At 39.3% G+C, this 21,576-nt stretch carries 20 protein-coding genes; 4 read left to right on the top strand and 16 right to left on the bottom strand.

Translation table 11 applies throughout. From position 1 onward, the window contains the following. Positions 1–116: 116 nt before the first annotated feature. Both ACSQ6I_RS21555 and ACSQ6I_RS21550 read right to left on the bottom strand, forming a co-directional pair. A complete protein-coding gene (locus tag ACSQ6I_RS21555) occupies positions 117–875 on the bottom strand; it encodes a sugar transferase (protein WP_438892336.1) in 759 nt (252 codons plus the stop codon). A 112-nt stretch (positions 876–987) separates the two neighbouring features. Further along, positions 988–2,130, bottom strand: coding sequence for a glycosyltransferase (locus ACSQ6I_RS21550; RefSeq protein ID WP_438892316.1), 1,143 nt, complete (start codon positions 2,128–2,130; stop codon positions 988–990). 176 nt (positions 2,131–2,306) lie between these two features. On the opposite strand from ACSQ6I_RS21550, the gene ACSQ6I_RS21545 reads away from it, so the two are divergent. Further along, a complete protein-coding gene (locus ACSQ6I_RS21545; protein WP_438892315.1) occupies positions 2,307–3,239 on the top strand; it encodes an NAD-dependent epimerase/dehydratase family protein in 933 nt (310 codons plus the stop codon). Between the two features lie 187 nt (positions 3,240–3,426). Here ACSQ6I_RS21545 and ACSQ6I_RS21540 read toward each other — a convergent pair whose 3' ends face one another. The 4 genes from ACSQ6I_RS21540 to ACSQ6I_RS21525 all read right to left on the bottom strand — a co-directional run bounded on the left by ACSQ6I_RS21540 (position 3,427) and on the right by ACSQ6I_RS21525 (position 5,376). Then, entirely contained in the window at positions 3,427–3,690 is a 264-nt protein-coding gene (locus tag ACSQ6I_RS21540) for a hypothetical protein (protein WP_438892314.1), read from the bottom strand. Between the two features lie 59 nt (positions 3,691–3,749). Further along, positions 3,750–3,986 (bottom strand): hypothetical protein, encoded by a 237-nt coding sequence (locus tag ACSQ6I_RS21535; RefSeq protein WP_438892313.1) that lies wholly within the window; start codon positions 3,984–3,986, stop codon positions 3,750–3,752. 120 nt (positions 3,987–4,106) lie between these two features. Then, on the bottom strand, positions 4,107–4,616 hold the full coding sequence (gene pgsA, locus ACSQ6I_RS21530) for a CDP-diacylglycerol--glycerol-3-phosphate 3-phosphatidyltransferase (RefSeq protein ID WP_438892335.1): 510 nt from the start codon (positions 4,614–4,616) through the stop codon (positions 4,107–4,109). Positions 4,617–5,166: 550 nt separating this feature from the next. Continuing rightward, positions 5,167–5,376, bottom strand: a complete 210-nt coding sequence (locus ACSQ6I_RS21525; protein WP_438892312.1) for a hypothetical protein — start codon at positions 5,374–5,376, stop codon at positions 5,167–5,169. Positions 5,377–5,691: 315 nt separating this feature from the next. Here ACSQ6I_RS21525 and ACSQ6I_RS21520 point away from each other — a divergent pair, with 315 nt between their 5' ends. Then, on the top strand, positions 5,692–6,006 hold the full coding sequence (locus ACSQ6I_RS21520; protein ID WP_438892311.1) for a hypothetical protein: 315 nt from the start codon (positions 5,692–5,694) through the stop codon (positions 6,004–6,006). 142 nt (positions 6,007–6,148) lie between these two features. On the opposite strand, the gene serS is transcribed toward ACSQ6I_RS21520, so the two are convergent. Beyond that, complete coding sequence (gene serS / locus ACSQ6I_RS21515) at positions 6,149–7,429, bottom strand: serine--tRNA ligase (protein ID WP_438892310.1); 1,281 nt, start codon at positions 7,427–7,429, stop codon at positions 6,149–6,151. Between the two features lie 339 nt (positions 7,430–7,768). Then, positions 7,769–8,338 (bottom strand): DUF3611 family protein, encoded by a 570-nt coding sequence (locus tag ACSQ6I_RS21510; protein ID WP_438892309.1) that lies wholly within the window; start codon positions 8,336–8,338, stop codon positions 7,769–7,771. A 137-nt stretch (positions 8,339–8,475) separates the two neighbouring features. Here ACSQ6I_RS21510 and ACSQ6I_RS21505 point away from each other — a divergent pair, with 137 nt between their 5' ends. Then, on the top strand, positions 8,476–9,012 hold the full coding sequence (locus ACSQ6I_RS21505; protein WP_438892308.1) for a cofactor assembly of complex C subunit B: 537 nt from the start codon (positions 8,476–8,478) through the stop codon (positions 9,010–9,012). A 424-nt stretch (positions 9,013–9,436) separates the two neighbouring features. On the opposite strand, the gene ACSQ6I_RS21500 is transcribed toward ACSQ6I_RS21505, so the two are convergent. Continuing rightward, complete coding sequence (locus ACSQ6I_RS21500) at positions 9,437–9,754, bottom strand: DUF3155 domain-containing protein (protein WP_015213790.1); 318 nt, start codon at positions 9,752–9,754, stop codon at positions 9,437–9,439. Between the two features lie 481 nt (positions 9,755–10,235). Here ACSQ6I_RS21500 and ACSQ6I_RS21495 point away from each other — a divergent pair, with 481 nt between their 5' ends. After that, on the top strand, positions 10,236–11,588 hold the full coding sequence (locus tag ACSQ6I_RS21495) for a GAF domain-containing sensor histidine kinase (RefSeq protein WP_438892307.1): 1,353 nt from the start codon (positions 10,236–10,238) through the stop codon (positions 11,586–11,588). Between the two features lie 172 nt (positions 11,589–11,760). Here ACSQ6I_RS21495 and ACSQ6I_RS21490 read toward each other — a convergent pair whose 3' ends face one another. From ACSQ6I_RS21490 to ACSQ6I_RS21460, 7 genes are all read right to left on the bottom strand, one after another. Then, positions 11,761–12,999, bottom strand: a complete 1,239-nt coding sequence (locus ACSQ6I_RS21490) for an S-layer homology domain-containing protein (protein ID WP_438892306.1) — start codon at positions 12,997–12,999, stop codon at positions 11,761–11,763. Positions 13,000–13,284: 285 nt separating this feature from the next. Further along, a complete protein-coding gene (locus tag ACSQ6I_RS21485; RefSeq protein WP_438892305.1) occupies positions 13,285–13,977 on the bottom strand; it encodes a conjugal transfer protein TrbI in 693 nt (230 codons plus the stop codon). Between the two features lie 431 nt (positions 13,978–14,408). Continuing rightward, the gene (locus ACSQ6I_RS21480; protein WP_438892304.1) at positions 14,409–16,043 is read right to left on the bottom strand and encodes an iron uptake porin; all 1,635 of its coding nucleotides are present in this window, start codon (positions 16,041–16,043) and stop codon (positions 14,409–14,411) included. A gap of 318 nt (positions 16,044–16,361) precedes the next feature. Beyond that, on the bottom strand, positions 16,362–17,966 hold the full coding sequence (locus tag ACSQ6I_RS21475; RefSeq protein ID WP_438892303.1) for an iron uptake porin: 1,605 nt from the start codon (positions 17,964–17,966) through the stop codon (positions 16,362–16,364). A gap of 737 nt (positions 17,967–18,703) precedes the next feature. Next, the gene (locus ACSQ6I_RS21470; RefSeq protein ID WP_438892302.1) at positions 18,704–19,303 is read right to left on the bottom strand and encodes a Crp/Fnr family transcriptional regulator; all 600 of its coding nucleotides are present in this window, start codon (positions 19,301–19,303) and stop codon (positions 18,704–18,706) included. Between the two features lie 233 nt (positions 19,304–19,536). Further along, positions 19,537–20,205: a phosphate signaling complex protein PhoU gene (gene phoU, locus ACSQ6I_RS21465; protein ID WP_438892301.1), complete on the bottom strand. Its 669-nt coding sequence runs from the start codon at positions 20,203–20,205 to the stop codon at positions 19,537–19,539. Positions 20,206–20,231: 26 nt separating this feature from the next. Then, positions 20,232–21,575 carry a sensor histidine kinase gene (locus tag ACSQ6I_RS21460; RefSeq protein WP_438892300.1) on the bottom strand — a complete coding sequence of 448 codons (1,344 nt, stop codon included), beginning with the start codon at positions 21,573–21,575 and terminating at the stop codon, positions 20,232–20,234. Position 21,576 lies beyond the last annotated feature (1 nt).

Genomic DNA, 21,576 nt, shown 5'->3' with positions numbered 1-21,576 from the left:
AAATTTATGTTCCTAAAGCATTTCTGTATGAAGTGGTGCTTCAACAATTTATACAAAAATCCAAAATTATGGGGCAATTCATGAATTGCCCCATAAACTCAAATTTGAGTATTTTCTTAGTATGCCCCGTTATTTTTGGGCATGATGACTACATCAATCGTTTTCAAGATGATCCATAAATCTAGCCAAAAATTCCTGAATTTGACATAATGCAGATCTATTTGGACTCGCCGTGGATAAGGAATATCATTACGTCCAGATACTTGCCACAATCCAGTAATTCCCGGACGGATGGTTAAAATATGCTCGATGTGACAACCGTATTTTGGTAATTCTTCCGCTACTAGGGGGCGTGGGCCAACTACACTCATATCTCCTGTTAAAACGTTCCAAAACTGGGGAAATTCATCCAAGCTGGTAATTCGCAGGAAGTGACCAATTTTGGTAATCCGGGGGTCTTGTTTGAGCTTAAAAGTGCTATCAAATTCCTGGCGCAACTCTGGGGATGTTTCCATGATTTGGACGAGGATTTCGTCGGCATTCCTCACCATAGTACGGAATTTAATACATTTGAAGCGGCGATAGTTTTTACCAACCCGTTCCTGAACATAAAAAATTGGGCCTTTTGAACTGACAGCAATCAGTAAAGCCAAAATTATGTATATGGGGAAAAACAAAATCAAAATCGACAGCGAAAATGCAATATCGAACAGTCGTTTGGCAAACTCTCCGTTTAAACCCTGAAAAGCCAAACCTCTAGGTTTTACCTTGGGGGGTTTAGCTTTTTGACCACGTTTTGCTAAAGTATGCGTCGAGGCACTAGCATCTTTACGTGGGTAACGCTTGCCGGAGAGGAGTGAGCTCTGGGCAGTCATCATACTCCTTAATAATCCACACCACACATAGTCCCGATCTTAAAGCTAAAAGGCAGTGATTCTGGGGTAATATTCCCAAAAACCTACAAAAAAAATACAATAACCCTGACCATTATTTGCGGAACGGTCTTTTTTCTTGACACTGATTGAGAAAACCTAGATAGTTATCGGCAAAAACCTGTTGAGAAAACTGGGTTGAGTGTAATCTTATATACTCATATTTTAAAAAATCCTGATAGGCTTCAAATTTTTCTACTGCATCTACTAAAGCTATTACTGTTTGTTCTTTAAAGAATATACCTGTTCCTGTATCGAAACAAGCGCGAATATCTCGAACAGTTTCTAGAGCGCCACCTGCTCCGTAAGCAATGACTGGAGTGCCACAAGCTTGAGCTTCTACTAAGGCTATGCCGAAATCTTCGCAAGCTGCATAGATAAAGGCTTTAGCACGAGCCATATATTTTTTTACTACATCATCAGGTTGCCATCCTAGTATTTGAATATCAGGATTTGCGATCGCTTGCAGATTTTTCATTTCTGGTCCTGTACCAATCACCACCAATGGCCGTTTTAGTTGATTAAAAGCCTGAACAATCAAGGATACTTGTTTATAGCTGACTAATCGGGAAACGATCAGATAAAAATCCTCTTTTTCAGATGAAAAGGGACAGTTATCAATATCCACCGGTGGGTAAATGACTTTTGCTTCTCGTCGATAACAACGCCAAATCCGCCTTGCTGTATGCTCAGAGTTGGCAATAAAGTAATCAACCCGGTTTGCACTCAATACATCCCATTGACGCAAGCTATGCAATAAATATCTAGTTATCCACCCGATTGTGCCTCTACCCAGTTTGCTTTGTTCTAAATAATCAAATGTCAAGTCCCAAGCATAGCGCATTGGACTATGACAATAACAAATATGCATCTGATCAGGAGTTGTGAGGATTCCTTTGGCTACAGCGTGGGAGGAAGATAGTATTACGTCATATTGGCGCAAATCTAATTGTTCGATCGCTAATGGCAGCAACGGTAGATATTTTTGTACACCTGTGCGAGCTAATGGCAAGTGCTGAAGAAACGTTGTCCCAATCTGACGCTTGTAGAGATAACTTTCAGGATTCCTAGATTCAAAATCAATTAGGGCATATAAATCAGCATCAATGTGATTCAAAATTTCTTGGACAACAAGTTCTGAACCACCTGTGGCTTTAGGTGTGAGCCACTCATGAACCAAAGCATATTTCAAGGACACAGTTTAATGTAAGGGGCAGAGGGAAATTTAATTGTTTCTCTTGTACTCAATACTCGGTACTCGGTACTCGGTAAGATGTAATCCTACCAAAAGATGTTCCAGGATGATGCTGCAACCTGATAACCTCAAAGATAATGGTGATGAAAGAAAATAGCTGACATAGGAATTGAGAATTTATGCGTATTCTGGTTATTGGTGGAACTAGGTTTATCGGTGTCTACTTGACTCAGCTATTGGTAGAGGCTGGGCATGAGGTGGTATTGTTTAATCGCGGTAATTTTCCAGCACCAGAGGGAGTAGGACAAATTATAGGCGATCGCACTGACCCTAGCCAGTTAAAAGCCAAATTATCACAAGAAAACTTTGATGTCATTTTTGACAATAATGGCAGGGAACTCACTGATACGCAACCACTAGCAGAAATTTTTGCAGGACGTGTCCAACATTTTGTCTACATGAGTTCGGCTGGGGTATATCTCAAGTCTGACCAAATGCCCCATATAGAAGGTGATGCTGTTGATCCTAAGAGTCGTCACAAAGGTAAGCATGAAACGGAAGCTTATCTGCAACAATCAGGGATTCCTTTTACTTCTATTCGTCCAACTTATATTTACGGGCCGAAAAACTATAACGAATTGGAAGGCTGGTTTTTTGATAGAATTGTGCGCGATCGCCCGATTCCGATTCCTGGGAATGGAATGCACTTCACCCAGCTAGGTCATGTTAAGGATTTAGCACTGGCAATGACTCAGGTGATCGGCAACCAAAAGGCTATCCAGCAGATTTATAATATATCAGGCGATCGCTTTGTCACTTTTGATGGTTTAGCTCGTGCTTGTGCTGTAGCTGCTGGCAAATCACCAGATGATGTTAAAATTGTCCATTATGACCCGAAAAAATTTGATTTTGGCAAGCGCAAAGCCTTCCCCATGCGAGTACAACACTTTTTCGCCTCGGTGAATAAAGCGATGACAGAATTAAACTGGCAACCTGAATATGATTTAATTTCTGGTTTGAAAGATTCTTTAGAAAGCGATTATTTAGCTAGTGGCAGAGATAAAATAGAAAAAGATTTTTCTGTAGATGACGAAATTTTAAAGGCTGTTTAACCTAACGCCATAATTCCCCATTCCGCTAAGGTTGGGGACGCTCATCAGATATTTAATCTCAATAAATTCTGGGGGGTTAACTAAAAATGGCAAATTTTGCGGTGGGGTTTAAATTTTCGTTACAAAACTTAATTCAAAATTACCTAACTTGTTTTAGTTATAGCGGTATTATGAATTGCGAATTATTTTAAAAACTATCATTACCGTCTTTAAGTGAACGGTGCAGCAAACGACAAGGCCAGCAAAAAGCTCCACAGACACTTACTGAGGCAATAGCAGCGATAATTCGCCAACTATAAACATGAGAATTTCCAGACTCTTGAGGATTTTCTTGTGTACTTTTATTTAGATCTGTTGTTGACTGAGATAGATGACCGGCTGCACTAACCCCTTCAATCGCCGCTCCGATTAGATAAGCTACTAGGGCAATACTTAGCCAGTGATTAATCATATTATACTGTTTAGACTTAGAGATATGTTTGGCAATGAATAACTATTTGGTTAGTTGTGCTAATTATTGCCTTGCCCAAAAGACATTCTGCTTTCAGCTGTATCACGAATTAGGGGCAGTTTAGATTTGATGTAAGTATCAATGCTAGGAGTTTCTTTAGCGTCCAGACTCTGCTTGACTGTTAGTTGCTGTATTAGCAACTGTACTAAGGCGGTATCGTCAAACTGGAGCAGAGTGCTGACTTGTGTGGATTCAATTATAGCCCAAAGCTGTTGGATCAATTTGGCAGTTATCATGAGTTTTTAATTATTTAATATTTTCTTTATATTCTCATGAATTTCCAGTTTGTGCCGAGTTCTTGTCTCAGATTTAATAAATCAACACAACAAAGGTAAGTTAGCCTGGCTTTTTGGGCATTAGTTAATTTTTGGGGGTATGAAATAAATTATCCCAGATACCACAGTCAAAGTAACAGACACCCAAAAGGCAATTAATGAGGGCAGTTGCCAAGCTGGTGATAAGGGTGCAATTAATAGTGATATGGCTATGATTTGACTGACTGTTTTGAGTTTACCCCAAATATTTGCACCAGTGATGGTGGTTTGATTAACTCGCCAACCTGCGATCGCTAATTCCCGTGCTAAAATCACAAACACTCCCCAAGCTGGTATTTTTCCTAATTCCACCAAAACCAATAACGGTGTAAGTACCAACAATTTATCTACTAAAGGATCAAGAAATTTACCTAAATCAGTAATTTGGTTAAGTTTTCTGGCTAAATAACCATCTAACCAATCAGTCAAAGCTGCAATTAAAAATATAGTTAAACATATCCATTTAGCTTCATTAGTGGGATTGTATAAACCATAAAGTAAAAATGGTATTCCCAAAAGTCGAGACAAAGTAATCCAGTTAGGTAAATTCATTTGCATTTTTTTATTCATATCAATATCGAAAGCAGTGCGTTACATTTGATTTACACTTAACGCACAACTCTAACTTCAACTCCCATGCTAATACTACCCCACAACCGAACAGTAGTTAAAACAGTTAATTTTCTTGTCAGAATCAAGATGCTCAGGATTTGAGGATTTACAGAATGTTGTATTAAAATTAATCTATATCTTCAGAAATTGCATTAATCCAAATATCCCATAATATCAAAATCAAATATAATCCTGAAAATCCTTTAATCCTGGATATCCTGATTCTGACAGTTAATTTTCTTGTCAGAATCAGGATGCACAGGATTTGAGGATGTACAGGATATTTTATTAAAATTAATCTACATCTTCAGAAATCAACACTTATCAGTTAAGCTCAAAAAATAAAATTACGTAGGTTGGGTTGAGGAACGAAACCCAACATTTACAGGCTAGTGTTCTCATAATTAATTTAACTAATTAATTAGCATATTAATTATACAAAAAAACAATACTGCGTCAATTTTTGTAATTTAGCGATGTCTAAGGACAATTACTTCAGACAATCCCACTCTTCTTCGTTAACAATAGGACTAACAATATCACCCAATGTTTTACCTTTACCAGCGATAGAATCAGGAAGAGTACGGCGTTTTTTTGCTGGTAATTTATGTTTGATAAGTTGAATAAAATCCAGAACTTCTTGTTGTTTATCCGCTGGCAATTCCCGCAAGTTTTCTAAAACTGCTTGTTCAATAGTCATAGTTTTATCTCTAGGATTATAATGTAATTATAATATGTATAATCACTTTTTGTCAGAATCAGGATGTACAGGATGATTTATGAATATTAATCTACATCTTCATAAATTGCGCTAATTGTAATATTCCAGAGTATCAACATCAAATATAATCCTGTTAATCCTGGTTATCCTGATTCAGACAGTTAAATATTAATAGAAAACGGTGCATTACATTTGATTAACGCACTCTACGAGATGAGCGATCGCACTGCTCATAGCTGATTTAGCATTGATATTGATATAATATAGAATAATTTCAACTGTCAGAGGTAAAAAATGGCTCAAGATGATATGGCTACGATTGTAGAAGCAGAAAATTTTGCAAAAAAGAAAGCGAATATATTATCTTCTTGTAGTAACTGGAATTTCACGGAAAAAAAATATCTTGAAGCTGTACTAGACGGATTAGAAATGATGACAGCTTTTTACTCTTACGGAAATGGTGCAATAGATATTGTTGAGTATGATCCAATTTGGGAAATACTAGATGAAACAGTAATTATGCCTAAGATAAATAGAGCAATTAAATTTGATCTTGGCATTGTAATTTCCGCCGAAAAATTTCCAACATCATTATGGTTTGAAACATAAGACGAACAATTGATCGATGATATTGAGTTACCTTAATAAATAGTTTTTCTCTATAATCACCCGTACAGGGGTGATTATACATTATTTTTCTTGATATCTTAGGATGTTATCTCAAGGTATTATCAGTCCTAATTTCTTGCATTTACAACACCTCCCTACCCAAATAAACCTGCAATACCTCCGGTACTTTAATCGTCCCATCTGGTTGCTGATAATTCTCCAAAATCGCCGCCATAGTCCTTCCCACAGCTAAACCAGAACCATTTAAAGTATGCACAAATTGCGTCCCTTTCTTCCCCCCTTCCTTAAACCGAATATCCGCCCTTCGTGCTTGAAAATCAACACAATTAGAACAACTAGAAATCTCTCGATACTTCCCAGAAGATGGCAACCACACCTCTAAATCATAGGTCTTTGTTGCCCCAAAACCTAAATCAGCAGTACATAAATTAATCACCCGATAAGGCAATTTTAAAGCTTGTAAAATACTCTCTGCACTTCCTACTAATTTCTCTAATTCATCAAAAGAATCTTCCGGTTTTACTAATTTCACTAACTCCACTTTATTGAATTGATGCAACCGAATTAAACCCCGCATATCCCGTCCATAACTTCCAGCTTCTCGACGAAAACATGGAGTATATGCACAGTGATAAATTGGTAATTCTTCCGCGTTAATAATTTCCCCCCGATAAAAATTTGTTACCGGAACTTCCGCAGTAGGAATTAACCACAATTCATCATCTGCACATTTAAAACTTTCTTCTGCAAACTTTGGTAATTGTCCTGTTCCCGTTAAGGAATCAGTATTTACTAACAACGGTGGACTAACTTCTATATACCCATTTTCAATATGTTTAGAAAGCATAAACTGAATTAATGCTCTTTCTAAAGCTGCACCCGCACCTATCAAACTCACAAACCGACTTTGGGCAATTTTTACGGCTCTTTCAAAATTGAGAATTCCCAATTTTTCCCCAATTTCCCAATGTGGTACAATATTCTGGTTTTGGGGTATATATTCATCTCCCCATTTTCTCACTTCTGCGTTATCGTTTTCACTTGTACCAATGGGTGTAGAATCACTGGGTAAATTAGGAAGTGCTAAGAGTAATTCTTGAATTTGGGCTTTTAATTCTTTTTCCTGGGGTTCTAATTCGCTTAATGTGGTTTTGAGAGTGTTTCCTTCGTCTTTTAAAGCTTGAATTTCTGGATCTTGAGGATTAACACCAGATTTTACTTTTTGTCCGACTAGTTTACCAATTTCATTGCTACGGGCTTGGAGTTCATTGCGTTTTGTTTCTAATTCCCGCTGTTTTTGGCTCAAATCTAATATGGGCTGAATGTCGTATTTACCACTACGACTGTTCAACTTGTCTTGTACGAGTTGAGGATTTTCTCTAATTTGTTTAATATCCAGCATTTTTTGGTTGTCAGTTGTTAGTTGTCAATTGTTAATAGTAGGGGTTTAGCGCAATGCTCATGATTGTCAACTTAAACCCAAATCCTTACCATATCTCGCTCTCAGTCTTTGATTGGGGAATGCTATCACAAGACTCTGCCTAAATCTGTCACAAAAGGAAGGCAGAGCCTTCTAGAATTCATTCCCATACAGAGTATGGGAACGAGAAAACGAGAAATTTGTTAGAATTCATTTCCATACAGAGTATGAGAACGAGAAAGAGAAATTTGTTTAAAATCTAGCATTTATTGGCTGTTTTTGGTCGATTCTAAGTTGTTATATCATTTCTTTCTGAAATTCTCACTTGGTAATGCGATTTAGTAAAAATAGGGACACAAGCAGTCCTGCAAAGTGGGCTGAAATGGTGTTTGTGTTTGCTTGAACTACGAGCATATCTAAACCACTAATAATCCGCGTAGGGTCGAATAGTTGGGTAGTTACGGCTTGGGGAGATATTGACCTGGCTACCAGTGTACCGACGATCGCTTGCGCTCCTAATAGAGTAACCAGGATTCCTCCTAAATTCACCCATAGCCCCAATCTTAAAACTTGCACTGTTTCGAGTTTACGTGGGCGATTGCTAGGATTGGGTGATTGTAATTTTTTGCCAATTGTGGTGTAACGATAGGCTAAGTAAATTCCCACACCTAAAACAACCAGTCCACAAATAGCCAGAAATACACCAAATCCAGTTCCAGGATTGTTATTAGGACTTCCTGATCTTTGACTAAAGATGGCAAATAATAAAACAATAATCCCAGAAATGACACCCAGTACTAGTTGAATCCATAGACTAATCCAACCTGCCAAGCGAAAATGTTTAGCGATCGCAAGGAGATTAGTTGATGGGGTTTCGGAGTTTTGTGACATAAAAAACTGGGGATTGGGGACTGGGGATTGGGGATTACTAAAAAACAATTATTGTATACGCTTAAAATCCTGACAATCCTCATCAATAATAATTGATAATAAGTAAGTCTGATCCAGTCAAAAAGTAACAATTAATTATGGATACTGCTATTGTGCCATCTACGTTCCTGCTAACTTTGTTGTTATCGGTGGGGCTATTCTTTTTTATTCGCGCTTCTACTAAAGACCGCATAGAAAGAGCGCAATTAATATCTGAGCAAGATGAAGCCGCTTTGATGAGCCAGTTGAAAGAGTATTTTTTATCCCGATCCTATCGTGTGACATCTGTAGATAAAGAAAAGAATCAAGTGACTTTTGAAGGGTTTGTCAGACCTAGTTGGTTTTTAGCTATATTTTTGACTTTTTTAGCAGCTGTTGGCTTTGCTTGTCTATCACTAGTTTTAGCTCAACTTTTTTCTAGTCAAAGTCCATTTTTATTTTCTTTAGTGCTGCTGTCACCTTTAAGTGGTATATTTTATTGGCAAAAATCTGGAAGACTTGAGAAAGTGTCACTCAAAATGGAATCAATCCAAAGGGAACAACACTCCTCAAGTAAAATAACTGTGATTGGCCATCGAGATGAACTTGCTGAGTTACAGAAGGCTTTACAGTTAGAGATGGTTGATTTCACTTAGTTGCTAAGACAATCACCTAATGATGAAGTGCGGACTTCTGACTGACTGTTGAAAAAACGGAACAGTAGGGAGGAGGCAAAACAAATCTAGCGTTGGCAGTTTTTCTTACGACTTCTGTCGTAGGGAAAATCTTAGATTGGTTGACAGAGGGTCTTGGCAATCCAAATCATAATAACACGATTAAAATGCTTGTAAATGCGTTTATCTCTGTTGCTACTCCCTGCTGCATCAGCATACTAGATATCAATTCCGGCAACTGAGTCGGCTGCAAAGGAGTTGATGTTCCAATTTGGAGAAGCTCTACTGGCAGTTCAGCTACAAACTTAAAAAAAATTGAATTTTTGCATAAACTGAGCAATTTTGCCAGTTAATTAATGTCAGAGTCAGAAGTCAGATTTAATGCGGAAGAGGCTCATTTTAGATGTTAGCGACTGCCCACAGCCACTAATTCTTGACCAGCAGGAGGTTCCAAAACTCGCAAGCTGGGAAACAAGAAATGATTTTCTTCTACGTATTGAGCGCCAAACAGACCTTTTTCAGCCCAGAAATAACGGTCTGTGGTGTGTTCGTTTCTTTTTACAAGTAGCAAGGCAGGAGGCAAAATACCCTCAGCTTGAATGAATTTTCTCGCTGCTGTCACAGGTTTATCTTCGCCACTCTCGATGCTATATTGAGGCACGTGTTCTAAAATCCGTCGTCCTTCTTGGCGACGACGACTTTTCCGTTTACGTCTCCTTGCCAACCTATTGTCCTCCTCTTTCAAGCTAAAAGATTGTAGTCATAGCTACAAAACCCGTCGTAATTATATGAGTTGTAGTTTAAAAAATCAAGCGCTTTTAATGTTTTGATACAACAAAATTTATCTGTTTGAACTTTAGAAAAAATATTACTAGGTTGTGTGGGAAGGCAGGAGGCAGAAAACAGGAGTTATAAGGGAAGAAAGGTAGTTTGATACAAATGAGTAAACCTTTCTAACCGGATAGTTCTTTTCGCTATGCTTGACTAAAAATATCATTCCCGGAAATAAAGCATTAATGAGAAGATTTAGGTAAGCTTGATAAAATGAGATAGTAAACAATTTAGCGTCTTTTTTCATTTTCTCTGCTAGTGGAGCATAGGAAAAAAGAACTATCTAGTGAAAAAAGCTGAAAAATCTGATATAACTTGCTTTCTTCCCTCCTGCCTTCTTGTACTAGTCCTTAATTCTGAGCAAAAACTAAAAAATGTTAATGTCTGCCAGTTCTGATTTTATTGCTCTGTGTCGAGAGCAAATATCGCTGTTAACCCAAGGACTGGGAGCGTCTTTGAGTGTTGTATATTTAACACAAGAATTAGTAGAAACTTCTACGGGTGAGGCACAACTAATTCCGGTGGTTGTTTACCCGGAAACTTCAGTATTAAGGCAAAGGGAGCAATTAGCAGAGGCGGCATTAGGTAAGCAAATACAATCTGATTCGGTTTTGAGATTACCAAATCAGCGGGGGAAGTTACTGACAGCAGGATCAATACCTCCTACTCCTTTACAGGAATCTGCAAGTACAGATACAGCCCAACCCAATTTAGAAGATGAAGAGATGTTCTGTGGTAATCAAATTGTTTTACCGCTGATCTATGAGGGTGTGATGATGGGATTGTTGGTGACAGGGAGGGAGGACAGAGCCTGGGATGAAGGGGAGGAAAGAGAAATTCAACGGATAGCCCAAACTATAGCGATCGCTTGTATTTTAGATCAACGTCGGGCTTGGTTGGAGCAGCAGTTACATCAGCAACAAATTCTCCAGGAAGCACAACGGGATTTATTAGATAATCTTTTGCACCAGTTTCGCAACCCTTTAACCGCTATCCGCACTTTTGGTAAACTGCTATTTAAGCGACTGCGACCAGGAGATACTAATCGGGATGTAGCAACTAGTATCGTCCGGGAGAGCGATCGCTTGCAAGAATTGCTGCAACAGTTTGATCAAGTAATTGACCTCAGTGAGGCAGATTTAAGACCAATTTCTCTTAGAGAATCTCAAGTTGTGGAAGCATCTGTACGAAAAGATGCCAAGCCACTGCTATTATTGCCGGGAACAGGGGAAAAGGTAACTGATTGCTCACTAACAGATTTATTAGTACCATTATTAATATCGACTCAAGCTATTGCCCAAGAACGCAATCTCGATTTGATTGCAGATATTCCTGAAAATTTACCGTTGGTAAGAGCTAATATCAAAGCATTACAAGAAGTTTTGAGTAATATTATTGATAATGCTTTAAAGTATACCCCCGCTGGCGGTAAAATTTGGATTCAAGCAGGGCAAAAAAGAACTAATTTTCAAGGAATAGCGATTAGTGATAATGGACCTGGTATTCCACCGGAAGATTTAGAACATCTGGGGGAAAGACATTACCGAGGTGTACAAGCACAAACAGAAATTCCCGGTACAGGTTTAGGAATTGCGATCGCAAAACAATTAATAGAACAAATGCAAGGTGAAATAGAGGTTTTCAGCCCTGCATTTAACTCAAACATGAATTCACTTCCAAACCCAGGAACAAAATTTATTATTTGGCTACCTGAAGTTAAACGCTAGTAGAGATGTTTCTTTCAGGACTCACGCACTGAAACGGAAAACTGTCATTCTGAGCGCAGCGAAGAATCTCTCCAGAAGTTGAAACGCCTATTCTACCGTCGTTATCAACTTGGCTGAGTGCGTAAGTCCTATCTTTGTAGAGAGGTTACATGAAACGTCTCTACATTATTTGTTATTGGTAGGAGATTAACAGGTTTTGATTAATTGTCATTTGTAAATCAGTGTTGGGTTCAATAGCAATTAAATCAACGCTGCTCTTACCAAAGAAAAGACCAATTAGCGCCCCAATACCAGCACCTCCTAGCACTTCTTCTGTGGCAATAGCGCGATCGCCTGTCACCGCAGATACCGCTGCTGCTGCTCCTGCACCCAATACGGTATTTTTGATAATTGAACTAGTGCTAGTTCCCTTTCTCACAGTTTCAGTTTTGGTGATCACATTAGAAGTTGCACTAATGTTATATTGTTGACCGGATGGCAAAACTAATTTCTGAGCCACAAATTGAGAACCACCCTGTGCCGGTCTGAGTTCACCTATAACCTGGCTACCAGCAGGAATCACTACCGCACCATCTTGGGTAATCACATTTTGTGATGTTGTCAAAGTTAAAGGTGCAGTTTCATCTTTGGTGACAAGAATTTTTTCTGCCTTTTCATACTTGACGGGAATAGTAGTTCCTTGAGGAATGGTGATAGATGTTAGTGGTGGAGTGGTTTGAAGAGCAACAATATAAGGTGAGTTAATTGCTGTAGCTTGATTAGAACTCACCAATGCTTGGTAAATAAAAGCTGCTACCTGCGCCCTAGAAGCGGTAACACCAGGATTGAGAAAGTTAACATTAGGATAGTTGACTACAATAGACCTTTCTGTTGCCGCAGCAATGGGAGTGCGAGCGTAGCTAGAAATACTAGCGGAATCGTTGAAGTATCCCAAAGTGCTTTCAACATTACTAGTAGCAGCATATTCCAAACCGTTAGCCAGGGAAACTAAAACTTGTTCGCGGGGAATAGCTTGGTTAGGTCTGAAGACATTGCCTGGATATCCAGATAGAAAACCGATGGTGTAGGCTTGCCGAATGGCGCTGTATGCCCAATAATTACTGGGTACGTCGTTAAAATTGATTGCTTGCCGTTGTGCTGACTTGTTAAAAGCCTTGTTAATCATCGCGGCAAATTGAGCGCGTGTGACCGGTTCTTCTGGCCGGAATGTACCATCAGGAAATCCTGCAATTACACCCCGTTGTGATAATTGTTGAATAAATTGTGATGCCCAGTAGTTAGATGAGACATCTGAAAAACTAGTTTGAGCTAAGGAGGGTGTAGCTGTGATTAAGGGAGCTACAGTACCAACTGTGACACTCAAAGCCATCAGTAAGGCTGTTTGTGATTGCAAACGATTTAAATTTAACATTGGTTTTACCCTGTAAAAATTATGTGTTCTTTTTGTTAACTGTTCTGTTAACTACCTAGACAATTTTGACATTAAACAGTTCCCTATGTTTCTTATATTTTGTCAATAGTTTTACTTGTAGCTTTGGCAATCGTGATAAATAGGACTTTAGGAATAGAGGTGCATATGACTTTAGTAATACAGTAAATATTACTGAGGATATAAAAGCAAGCGATCGCACACAATATTTACAGTGGCGATCGCTATTCTAGATTAATGAAAGTCACGACTTCAATTACATTAAGTCTAGTAACGAGAGAGTACTAAATTGGACACAAGTGTGATATCTAAATCATATTCTGGTCGCAGAACAAAGACATCAGCTTGTTTTTTCCGAATCAGCACACTTGCTAAAGCGCCTGCTGCACCACCACCAAGAGTTTCCAAAATCTCAATTCTCTTGTTACCTGTAATCAATGCAATCACACTAGCAGCACCTGCACCAATAGCAGCATCAGTTAATATCTGTCCAGTATTACTTCCCTCGGAGATTCTTTCAGTCTCAGTAATAGTTCTAGAATTGGCATAAATCTGCTGCCGCTGCCCTGAAGAAAATACTAATTCTCTTGCTACAAAGCGTACACCTTGGTTATTTACATCATCTCTATTTCTCGAATAACTACTATTTAAATTGACTGGTTGTAATTCTCCGATCACTTCAGTTCTAGCCGGAATCAAAACATTTCGGTTGCTATCAATAATATCATTAGCTATTGTCAGAGTTAGAGGTAATGTCTCTCCAGGCTTAACAATTACCTTCTCTTTTTCATAGGTAACAGGTAAGGTGACATTTGCCGGAATAGTAGTATTTCGAGATTGATTAAGATTGAATTGTGCTTGAGCAGGAGCAAAGGCAAACAAGGGGGTAACTGCACCTGTAGTAATTGCCATTGCCATAAGTGCAGCAGTGCTAGATTTCCAACGCATAAGACGACTCATAAGGTAGGTTCCAATAACTTGTGATATCTATGAAGACGTGAATTGAGTAGGATAGTTTCTTTTGTTATCTTCAGGAAAAAACCTATTGACACTCACACTCAGGTTTTACCCTTCTCGTTTTCATACTCTGTATTCTCGTTTCTCGTTCCCATACAGAGTATGGGAATGAATTCTAGAAGGCTCTGCCTTCTGTGACGATAGAGGCAGAGCCTCTGTGATAGCATTCCCAGTCTCTGACTGGGAACGAAATAATCACCCGCCGTAAGTCCCCCACTTCAATTTTGTACTCCGAATCAGTAGGGACTTACGGCGAAATAGTTAAATCCAGCAAATAAACAGCTAATAATGTGCAAACAAAAACCCGCCATTGGGCGGGTTTAAAATTGTAGGACAGAAGAAACGCCTACTTTGCTAATAATTCATCACTCAAATTAGAAGCTGAATGTAGTACGTAAAGTACCTACATAGATAGTGTCGTTGCTATCGTTGTGTTCAGGATTTAAGATCACCAACAAACCGGGGGTAATCATAATGTTGTCGGAAATCTTCATCTTGTAGAGGGCTTCTGCATGATATGAAGTGCCGTTTTCATCTGGATTAACAGTCCCAGCAGGAAAATTGGATATGTCAGTAACTTTAGGTGGTTGACCAAAGATTAAACCTAACGTATTACCTTTTCTACCAAAGTCTTTCACACCCAGAGTAGTAGCCCAATAAAAAATACTTGCTTCTTCAGGTCCAACTTCGTTGTTTGCTTTGGAGTAACCAACCCAACCACCAAGAGTCAATTTAGAACTGGGTTGGAAGGTAGCTTGTAAACCGTAGTTGTCGGATACAACTGGGACAGGAGCGCCGTTACCATTCACAACACCATTTGCCAAGAAACTTCCTGTATCGCCAAATAAGTTTGTGTCACCAACATTCTGATAAGTCCGAGCGTAGGCTAAACCGACATTGAAAGCTTTATTGGGCTTGAATGCTAACTGACCGAAAAAAGTGTTACTACCATCGAATAAACCGTCACCAGCAGCTGGATTAGCGGCATCATTTCTACCTGTGGCAAAATAAGCTGCACTAAAGGTAAATTTATCACTAGGACTGAAGTTAACAGTTATACCAGCACCATCACCAGCTTGGCGATAGATGGGACTGAACCGTCCATAACGAGATAGAGCGCCTGAACCACTGCTTCTAAAGTCGGGGTTGAACACGTCGACGTTTTCATTCAACTCACCACCTACAGCGTCAATTTTGACACGGATTTTGTCACTCAGATTGAACGCGTAGTTTACTTTATCAATTCTGACATTATTATTAGTATTACCGTCATAACCCAAACGGGTCATGTTAGTCCCTGTAACGCTATCATTTTCGATGATATTTTTCGCTTCCAAACGGGTTTGCAACATATCTGTACCCATGAAGCTACTTTCTAAGCTTAAGCGTACGCGGTTGGAAAAAGTTGTGTTGCTATCTAAGTCGTCGTTATCACCGTTACCATCTGTGATATCAGCTTGCTTATCACCAAATGCCTGAGACACGCTGAAAATAGCCTCACCCTTCAATTTGGTGGTGGTGGAGAATTGATTTGCTTCTAATTCAGCAGTGCGAGCTTCTAGAGCATCAACGCGACCGCGCAGAGTTGCTAATTCAGCAGAAAATTCTTCTTGCAAACGCTGTAAGGTAGCCAAATCTTCTCTGTTTACCATGTCAGCGGTAGCTGTAGCAATCAGTTCGTTAACCCGGTCTAAGCAGGCATTCAAACCAGCTGCAAATTCATACCGGGTTAAAGCACGATTACCACGGTATGTACCGTTGGGATAACCTGCAATACAGCCGTAACGCTCAACCAAAGACTGCAAAGCTTGAAACGCCCAGTCTGTGGGTTGTACGTCGGAAAATTGAGAAACGGAAGTTACTTGACCAATGCTGTTTGATTCTTGGGACAACTGAGCAACGCTTGTTGCTTGTTCGTTAATTTCACCAGCTAAAGCACTGTTAGCAGACAAAAAGGTAGCTGCAATAACTGGACTTACCTTTAGAATATTCCAAAATAGTTTTGTCATTTTCTTAATCTCTCACACACACCTAACAATACCTTAGGGAACACCAAATAATAAATTACCAAAAAAAACGTAGGGCGATTTACGGACTACCTTGCTAACCCAACATAAATTTAGGGGATTTTTTTATTTGGAAGTCCCTTAGCCAAATTACGAGGGTGGGATGATTATGCTTTTCTCAATCACCATAAAAATAAAGCAAGAGCCATAATTAATTCATTAGACATCTGAGGAAAAAAATGTATAGAAGTTACATTGAACTTCTATACAAGGGTTCTAGTAAATGCACATTTAATTTTTACCAGATGTCTATTACTCAAATTAGAAGCTGAAGGTAGTACGCAGAGTACCAACGTAAATAGTATCGTTGTTCTGGTGTTCAGGATTGAAGATCACTAACAAACCAGGGGTAACAAGAATGTTGTCGGAAACTCTCATCTTGTACAGACCTTCTAAGTGATAAGAAGTATCTGTATCTGCACTATTACCAGTACTAACACTAGTAACTTTAGGTGATTGACCAAAAATCAGACCCAATGTGTTACCTTTTCTACCAATGTCTTTGATACCTAAAGTAGCTGCCCAGTACCAAACATCAGCACTCTTATCAGTTGTTTCTGATTGTACGTCAGAGTAACCGCCTGAACCACTAAGTGTGATTTTATCAGTGACTTTAAAACTAGCAGCTACACCGTAGTTGTTTAAAGAAGTAGGTTCACCTGAACCAAATGGTCTGTTAGCAAAACTACTGCCAGTGCTATCAAAGATACGCTCACCAGAACCATAGTAACTACGTACATAGGTCAAACCAACACCCAACCTATTGCTGGGTTTGAATTCTAATTGAGCTAGTGCTGCATAGTTACCGTCAAATAAGCCTTCACCAGCCTCAGGACTACTAGCTTCGTTTGCTAAGTAACCAACACCAAAACTAATGGCTCCCTTGGGATTAAACTGGACATTTAAACCAGTGTTACCACCTTGGCGATAGATGGGGCTGAAACGACCGTAGCGAGATAATGCACCGCTACCACTGCTACTGAAGTCTGGGTTAAAGGTATTGAAGAAGTCGTAAAAGTCTCCACCAACAGCGTCAACTTTCACTCTTATATTTTCACCAAAGTTAAAGGCATAGTTCAACTGGTCAACTTCAACGTTGTTACCATTGTCACCATCAAAACCAAGACGAGTCATACTCGTGCCAGTTACATTAGGTCTCTCACTCCCAACAGTAGTGCTACCACCATCAAATTGGATATTATTCCGAGCTTGTAGACGGACTTGTAACTTATCTGTACCCGTGAAGCTGCTTTCTAAGCTCAACCGCACCCGGTCAGAGAAAGTTGTGTTGTCTTGTAAGTCTCCACCACCTGCTCTTTCATCACCAAAAGCATTGGACAGAGCAAAAATAGCCTCACCCTTTAACTTGGTGGTGGTGGAAAACTGATTGGCTTCTAATTCAGCAGTACGAGCTTCTAAAGCATCAACGCGACCGCGCAGAGTTGCTAATTCAGCAGAAAATTCTTCTTGCAAACGCTGTAAGGTAGCCAAATCTTCTCTGTTTACCATGTCAGCGGTAGCTGTAGCAATCAGTTCGTTAACCCGGTCTAAGCAGGCATTCAAACCAGCTGCAAATTCATACCGGGTCAAAGCACGATTACCACGGTATGTACCGTTGGGATAACCTGCAATACAGCCGTAACGCTCAACCAAAGACTGCAAAGCTTGAAACGCCCAGTCTGTGGGTTGTACGTCGGAAAATTGAGAAACGGAAGTTACTTGACCGATGCTGTTTGATTCTTGTGATAACTGAGCAACGCTTGTTGCTTGTTCGTTAACTTCAGCAGCTAAAGCACTGTTCGCAGACAAAAAGGTCGCTGCAATAACTGGACTTACCTTCAGGATATTCCAAAATAGTTTTGTCATGTTCTTACTCTCTCACACACACTTAAAAAAAATCAAAGTGATGATAAAGCCCTTTTAAACTTAAGGGAATTCACTCACAAAGTTTCAGTAATGACTATACATTATTTATCATAGTTAGCACAACCCCCCTTGTTAATTTTTGACCTATCAAACTAAGTTTGGTGATAGAACCCACAGAGGGTAAGGAGTATGGGGTATGGAAAAAAACTAAATTCTAATAAAGTTATAAAGACGTGGAAGGATACCAGATGACATTAGACATCTTCGACAAAGATTAATACTTCTGAAGACCGAATTTCAGAAGGTTTTAGCTGACTGCTTATAGTTCTGTTTGTGCAAATCTGGCGAAGTATTAGGATGGAGGAAACGTTTTTATGAGGTCGCTGTTGTAGTTAAGCTAGATGGTTTAGAAGCCTAAGCAGCTGAAACACAAATATGACTCCAATTCGCCATGAAATGTAATTATCTGGATATTGAAAGCTTTATATAAGCTACAACTGAGCTTTAGGCTTTATATATATATAGTATTCATAATTAATAACTTAGGGACTTGCACTAGAAAGCGCTAGTCGGGAGCTTCTCACTTTCGTAAAAGCACTTATGCAATTCTTTCTCTCTGACGAGAGCGTTAACCATAGGCAACGTAGTGAAGCTTTTGATTAGTGTTGTGTTCGCAAAGCGTTCCAAAGGAAAGGAAAGAATCTCAAGCCATATTTGCAAAGGTGATATGCTCCCGGCTAATCTCCCTGTCCTCTAGTTAATGTGGGTGGTAAGTTCAGAACAATACTCCGTTTGTAACGTAATATTTTTCCTTCTTCTTCAAATTTTTGCAATAGTCGTGTAACTGTGACTCTAGTTGTGTTTAGTACCTCTGATAGATCCTGATGAGTTACATTTAAATCAATTAGTTTACCTTGTTTTAAGTCACGACCAAATTTTTCACTTAACCACACTAAAAATTGCCACAATTTTCGGGAAGTTGGTTTTTGATGTAGTATGCTTATAAGTTGTTCGGCTTGTTGAATGTGACATAATAAAGCCTGGATATCTTCATGCCAGATATGAGGAGGAACAATGCTTGCCTCGACACTTGTTAAACATTCAATTTGGTAAGGTTTGACTTTGGATAAAGGATAGCCAACTATATCTCCCAAGCCCCAATAACCCAAGGTGATAAATGCTCCATCTTCATTCCAGGTTGAGGTACGAACTATGCCGCGATCAATACGCCATAAAACATCATTGCCGATGGGTATTACTGACCGACGGGTGAATAAATGCTGGGGAAATTGTTTATTTTCAGGAGATTTTAGGGCTTGATTGGTAGAATACGTCATTTTTATGTTAGATGGGTAGAAAATTTAAATGAGGTATTCTGACAAATAAACAGATTAATGGTCAACGGGCATTAGATATTTTTGAGTTATCTTTCATTTACTGTAATAGTAAAAGTTTAAGAATAGGTTAGCTTTTAACTAAAACCGATAAAAACTCTAACGGTAAGGATGTAAATGTGAGGACAGCATACTAGGACAAGTTACGCCCAACACAACAACAACCAATTTAAATACTAAGAACGTTGACCGGTGACAATATATGCTACTCGTTGACCGATATTAGTAGCATGATCTGCCATTCGTTCTAGACAACGAATTGCTAATGTTAAGAGCAGAATTGGTTCAATTATTCCTGGAACATCTCGTTGATATGCTAATATTTGATAAAGACGATCATAAGCGTTATCAACAGCATCATCTAAATACTTAATACGCCTGCCACTGGCCTCATCCAAATCGGCTAAAGCCACTAAGCTAGTTGCTAACATTGCTTGGGCATGGTGAGACATCAATGCAATCTCTGGTAAAGTATCATGAGATGGATAAGGAAATATTTTAATGGCGATTTTGGCTAAATCCTTGGCGTAATCGCCAATGCGTTCTAAGTCTCTGACTAACTGCATATAGGCACTTAAGCAGCGTAAGTCTTGAGCCGTAGGTGCTTGTAGTGTCATGATTGATGTACAGTCAGATTCTATTTGTCTATAAAAGCGGTCAATTTTTTTATCTAGTCGGGGGAGTTCCTCAGCTGCTGTTAAATCGCGGGCAAATAATGCTTGGTGACTGAGGCGAAATGATTGTTCTACCAAAGCTCCCATACGCAATACATCGCGTTCTAAACGCCTAACTGCGCGTGCTGGCTGTGACTTTTCAAAATTGGAATCATGAATAACAGCTTTCACACTTTTAATCTCAAAATTGTATTTTTTTAACTATAATCTTGCTTTGGTGAGTTTGCCATGATCCTTGGTAGGTGAATTTGCATCCAAGCGCCACCTGTTTCTGGATGGTTCATGGCTTTGATTTCTCCACCGTGGGCTATAATCATCTGCTGGACGATCGCTAATCCCAAACCACTACCAGTAATTGCTGTTGTCGCTTGGCCTTGAGGAAGTGACTCATGATGTCTGGCTTTATCTCCCCGGTAAAATCGCTCAAAGACATGGGGTAAATCTGTAGCAGCAAAACCAATACCGGAGTCAATGATATTGATTTCTACGATTTGAGAGTTGCGATCGCTGTAGGCATCGCTTTTAAGTAACTCATTAACAGAGATAATATTAATTTCAATGTGAATAGTTGTCCCTGGGGGGCTGTATTTGATACTATTATCCAATAAATTGACAAATACCTGGTAAATACGAGATTTATCGCCTTGAATGCATATGTTTTCGAGACCAGAATAGGAAATATTCAGATTTTGATCTTTTGCAAGTGGTTCTAGAGTTTCCCACACGGAAGCGATGAGCGATCGCACTTCCACCGTTTCTAAATGCAATTGCATGGTGGAATTTGTTTCCATTTGCGTCAGTTCTAACCAACTTTGCACCAAATTAATCAACCGATCAACTTCTTGCATCAAACGGTTAACCCAACGATCCAAAGGTGGTTCCAAGCGGGATTGGAGAGTTTCAGCTACCAAACGAATAGAAGTCAGAGGAGTTCTCAATTCATGAGCTAAATCAGAAAAAGAGCGATCGCGCTGCTGATTCATATCTAGCAATGGTTGACGATTTTCTAAAAATACCCCCACTTGTCCTGCCACCAAAGGTAAACTAGAAGCCTGTAAAGCCAAAGGCTTTAACTCCAACATGGCTGTAGCATTTTCACGAGACGGGTGAAAAACCCATTCTCGCACTTGGGGCTTTTGCCAATCACGAGTTTGCTCAATTAATTGATCAAGTTCATAAGACCTTACCAACTCTAACAACAAGCGCACCTGTCCTGGTTGCCACCTTTGCAGATGCAAAATTTCCCGCGCCTGCTGATTACACCAGAGCAATTGATTTTCTTCGTCTACTTGCAAATATCCTAAAGGTGCAAAATCAAGTAATTCCTTGTAAGTTTCCAACGACAACTGCAAATCTTGCCTTTGGCGCTTCACCATTGACATTTCTTGCCGTAAGCGTGGCAGCAAAGGCAACCCTATCCTAGCAGAATGGGAACTTAAAGGCTGGAGTACTTGCTCCAAATAGCCGTTCATTTGCACCTGTTGCCAAAGTAAGAACCCAATACCGACCATCAAACCAAGAAAAAATCCTAATAAAAGCATT

Source organism: Anabaena sp. WFMT (genome assembly GCF_051781005.1).
Classification (GTDB): Bacteria; Cyanobacteriota; Cyanobacteriia; order Cyanobacteriales; family Nostocaceae; genus Anabaena.
Note: the sequence above shows the minus strand (reverse complement) of the source record. Positions and strands in the feature narration are given on the sequence as shown.

Excerpts from the sequence above, each read along its gene's own strand:
- ACSQ6I_RS21555 (WP_438892336.1), bottom strand. The coding sequence starts at position 875 with ATGACTGCCCAGAGCTCACTCCTCTCCGGCAAGCGTTACCCACGTAAA.
- ACSQ6I_RS21545 (WP_438892315.1), top strand. The coding sequence starts at position 2,307 with ATGCGTATTCTGGTTATTGGTGGAACTAGGTTTATCGGTGTCTACTTG.
- ACSQ6I_RS21540 (WP_438892314.1), bottom strand. The coding sequence starts at position 3,690 with ATGATTAATCACTGGCTAAGTATTGCCCTAGTAGCTTATCTAATCGGA.
- ACSQ6I_RS21535 (WP_438892313.1), bottom strand. The coding sequence starts at position 3,986 with ATGATAACTGCCAAATTGATCCAACAGCTTTGGGCTATAATTGAATCC.
- pgsA (WP_438892335.1), bottom strand. The coding sequence starts at position 4,616 with ATGAATTTACCTAACTGGATTACTTTGTCTCGACTTTTGGGAATACCA.
- ACSQ6I_RS21525 (WP_438892312.1), bottom strand. The coding sequence starts at position 5,376 with ATGACTATTGAACAAGCAGTTTTAGAAAACTTGCGGGAATTGCCAGCG.
- ACSQ6I_RS21520 (WP_438892311.1), top strand. The coding sequence starts at position 5,692 with ATGGCTCAAGATGATATGGCTACGATTGTAGAAGCAGAAAATTTTGCA.
- serS (WP_438892310.1), bottom strand. The coding sequence starts at position 7,429 with ATGCTGGATATTAAACAAATTAGAGAAAATCCTCAACTCGTACAAGAC.
- ACSQ6I_RS21510 (WP_438892309.1), bottom strand. The coding sequence starts at position 8,338 with ATGTCACAAAACTCCGAAACCCCATCAACTAATCTCCTTGCGATCGCT.
- ACSQ6I_RS21505 (WP_438892308.1), top strand. The coding sequence starts at position 8,476 with ATGGATACTGCTATTGTGCCATCTACGTTCCTGCTAACTTTGTTGTTA.
- ACSQ6I_RS21495 (WP_438892307.1), top strand. The coding sequence starts at position 10,236 with ATGTTAATGTCTGCCAGTTCTGATTTTATTGCTCTGTGTCGAGAGCAA.
- ACSQ6I_RS21490 (WP_438892306.1), bottom strand. The coding sequence starts at position 12,999 with ATGTTAAATTTAAATCGTTTGCAATCACAAACAGCCTTACTGATGGCT.
- ACSQ6I_RS21485 (WP_438892305.1), bottom strand. The coding sequence starts at position 13,977 with ATGAGTCGTCTTATGCGTTGGAAATCTAGCACTGCTGCACTTATGGCA.
- ACSQ6I_RS21480 (WP_438892304.1), bottom strand. The coding sequence starts at position 16,043 with ATGACAAAACTATTTTGGAATATTCTAAAGGTAAGTCCAGTTATTGCA.
- ACSQ6I_RS21475 (WP_438892303.1), bottom strand. The coding sequence starts at position 17,966 with ATGACAAAACTATTTTGGAATATCCTGAAGGTAAGTCCAGTTATTGCA.
- ACSQ6I_RS21470 (WP_438892302.1), bottom strand. The coding sequence starts at position 19,303 with ATGACGTATTCTACCAATCAAGCCCTAAAATCTCCTGAAAATAAACAA.
- ACSQ6I_RS21460 (WP_438892300.1), bottom strand. The coding sequence starts at position 21,575 with ATGCTTTTATTAGGATTTTTTCTTGGTTTGATGGTCGGTATTGGGTTC.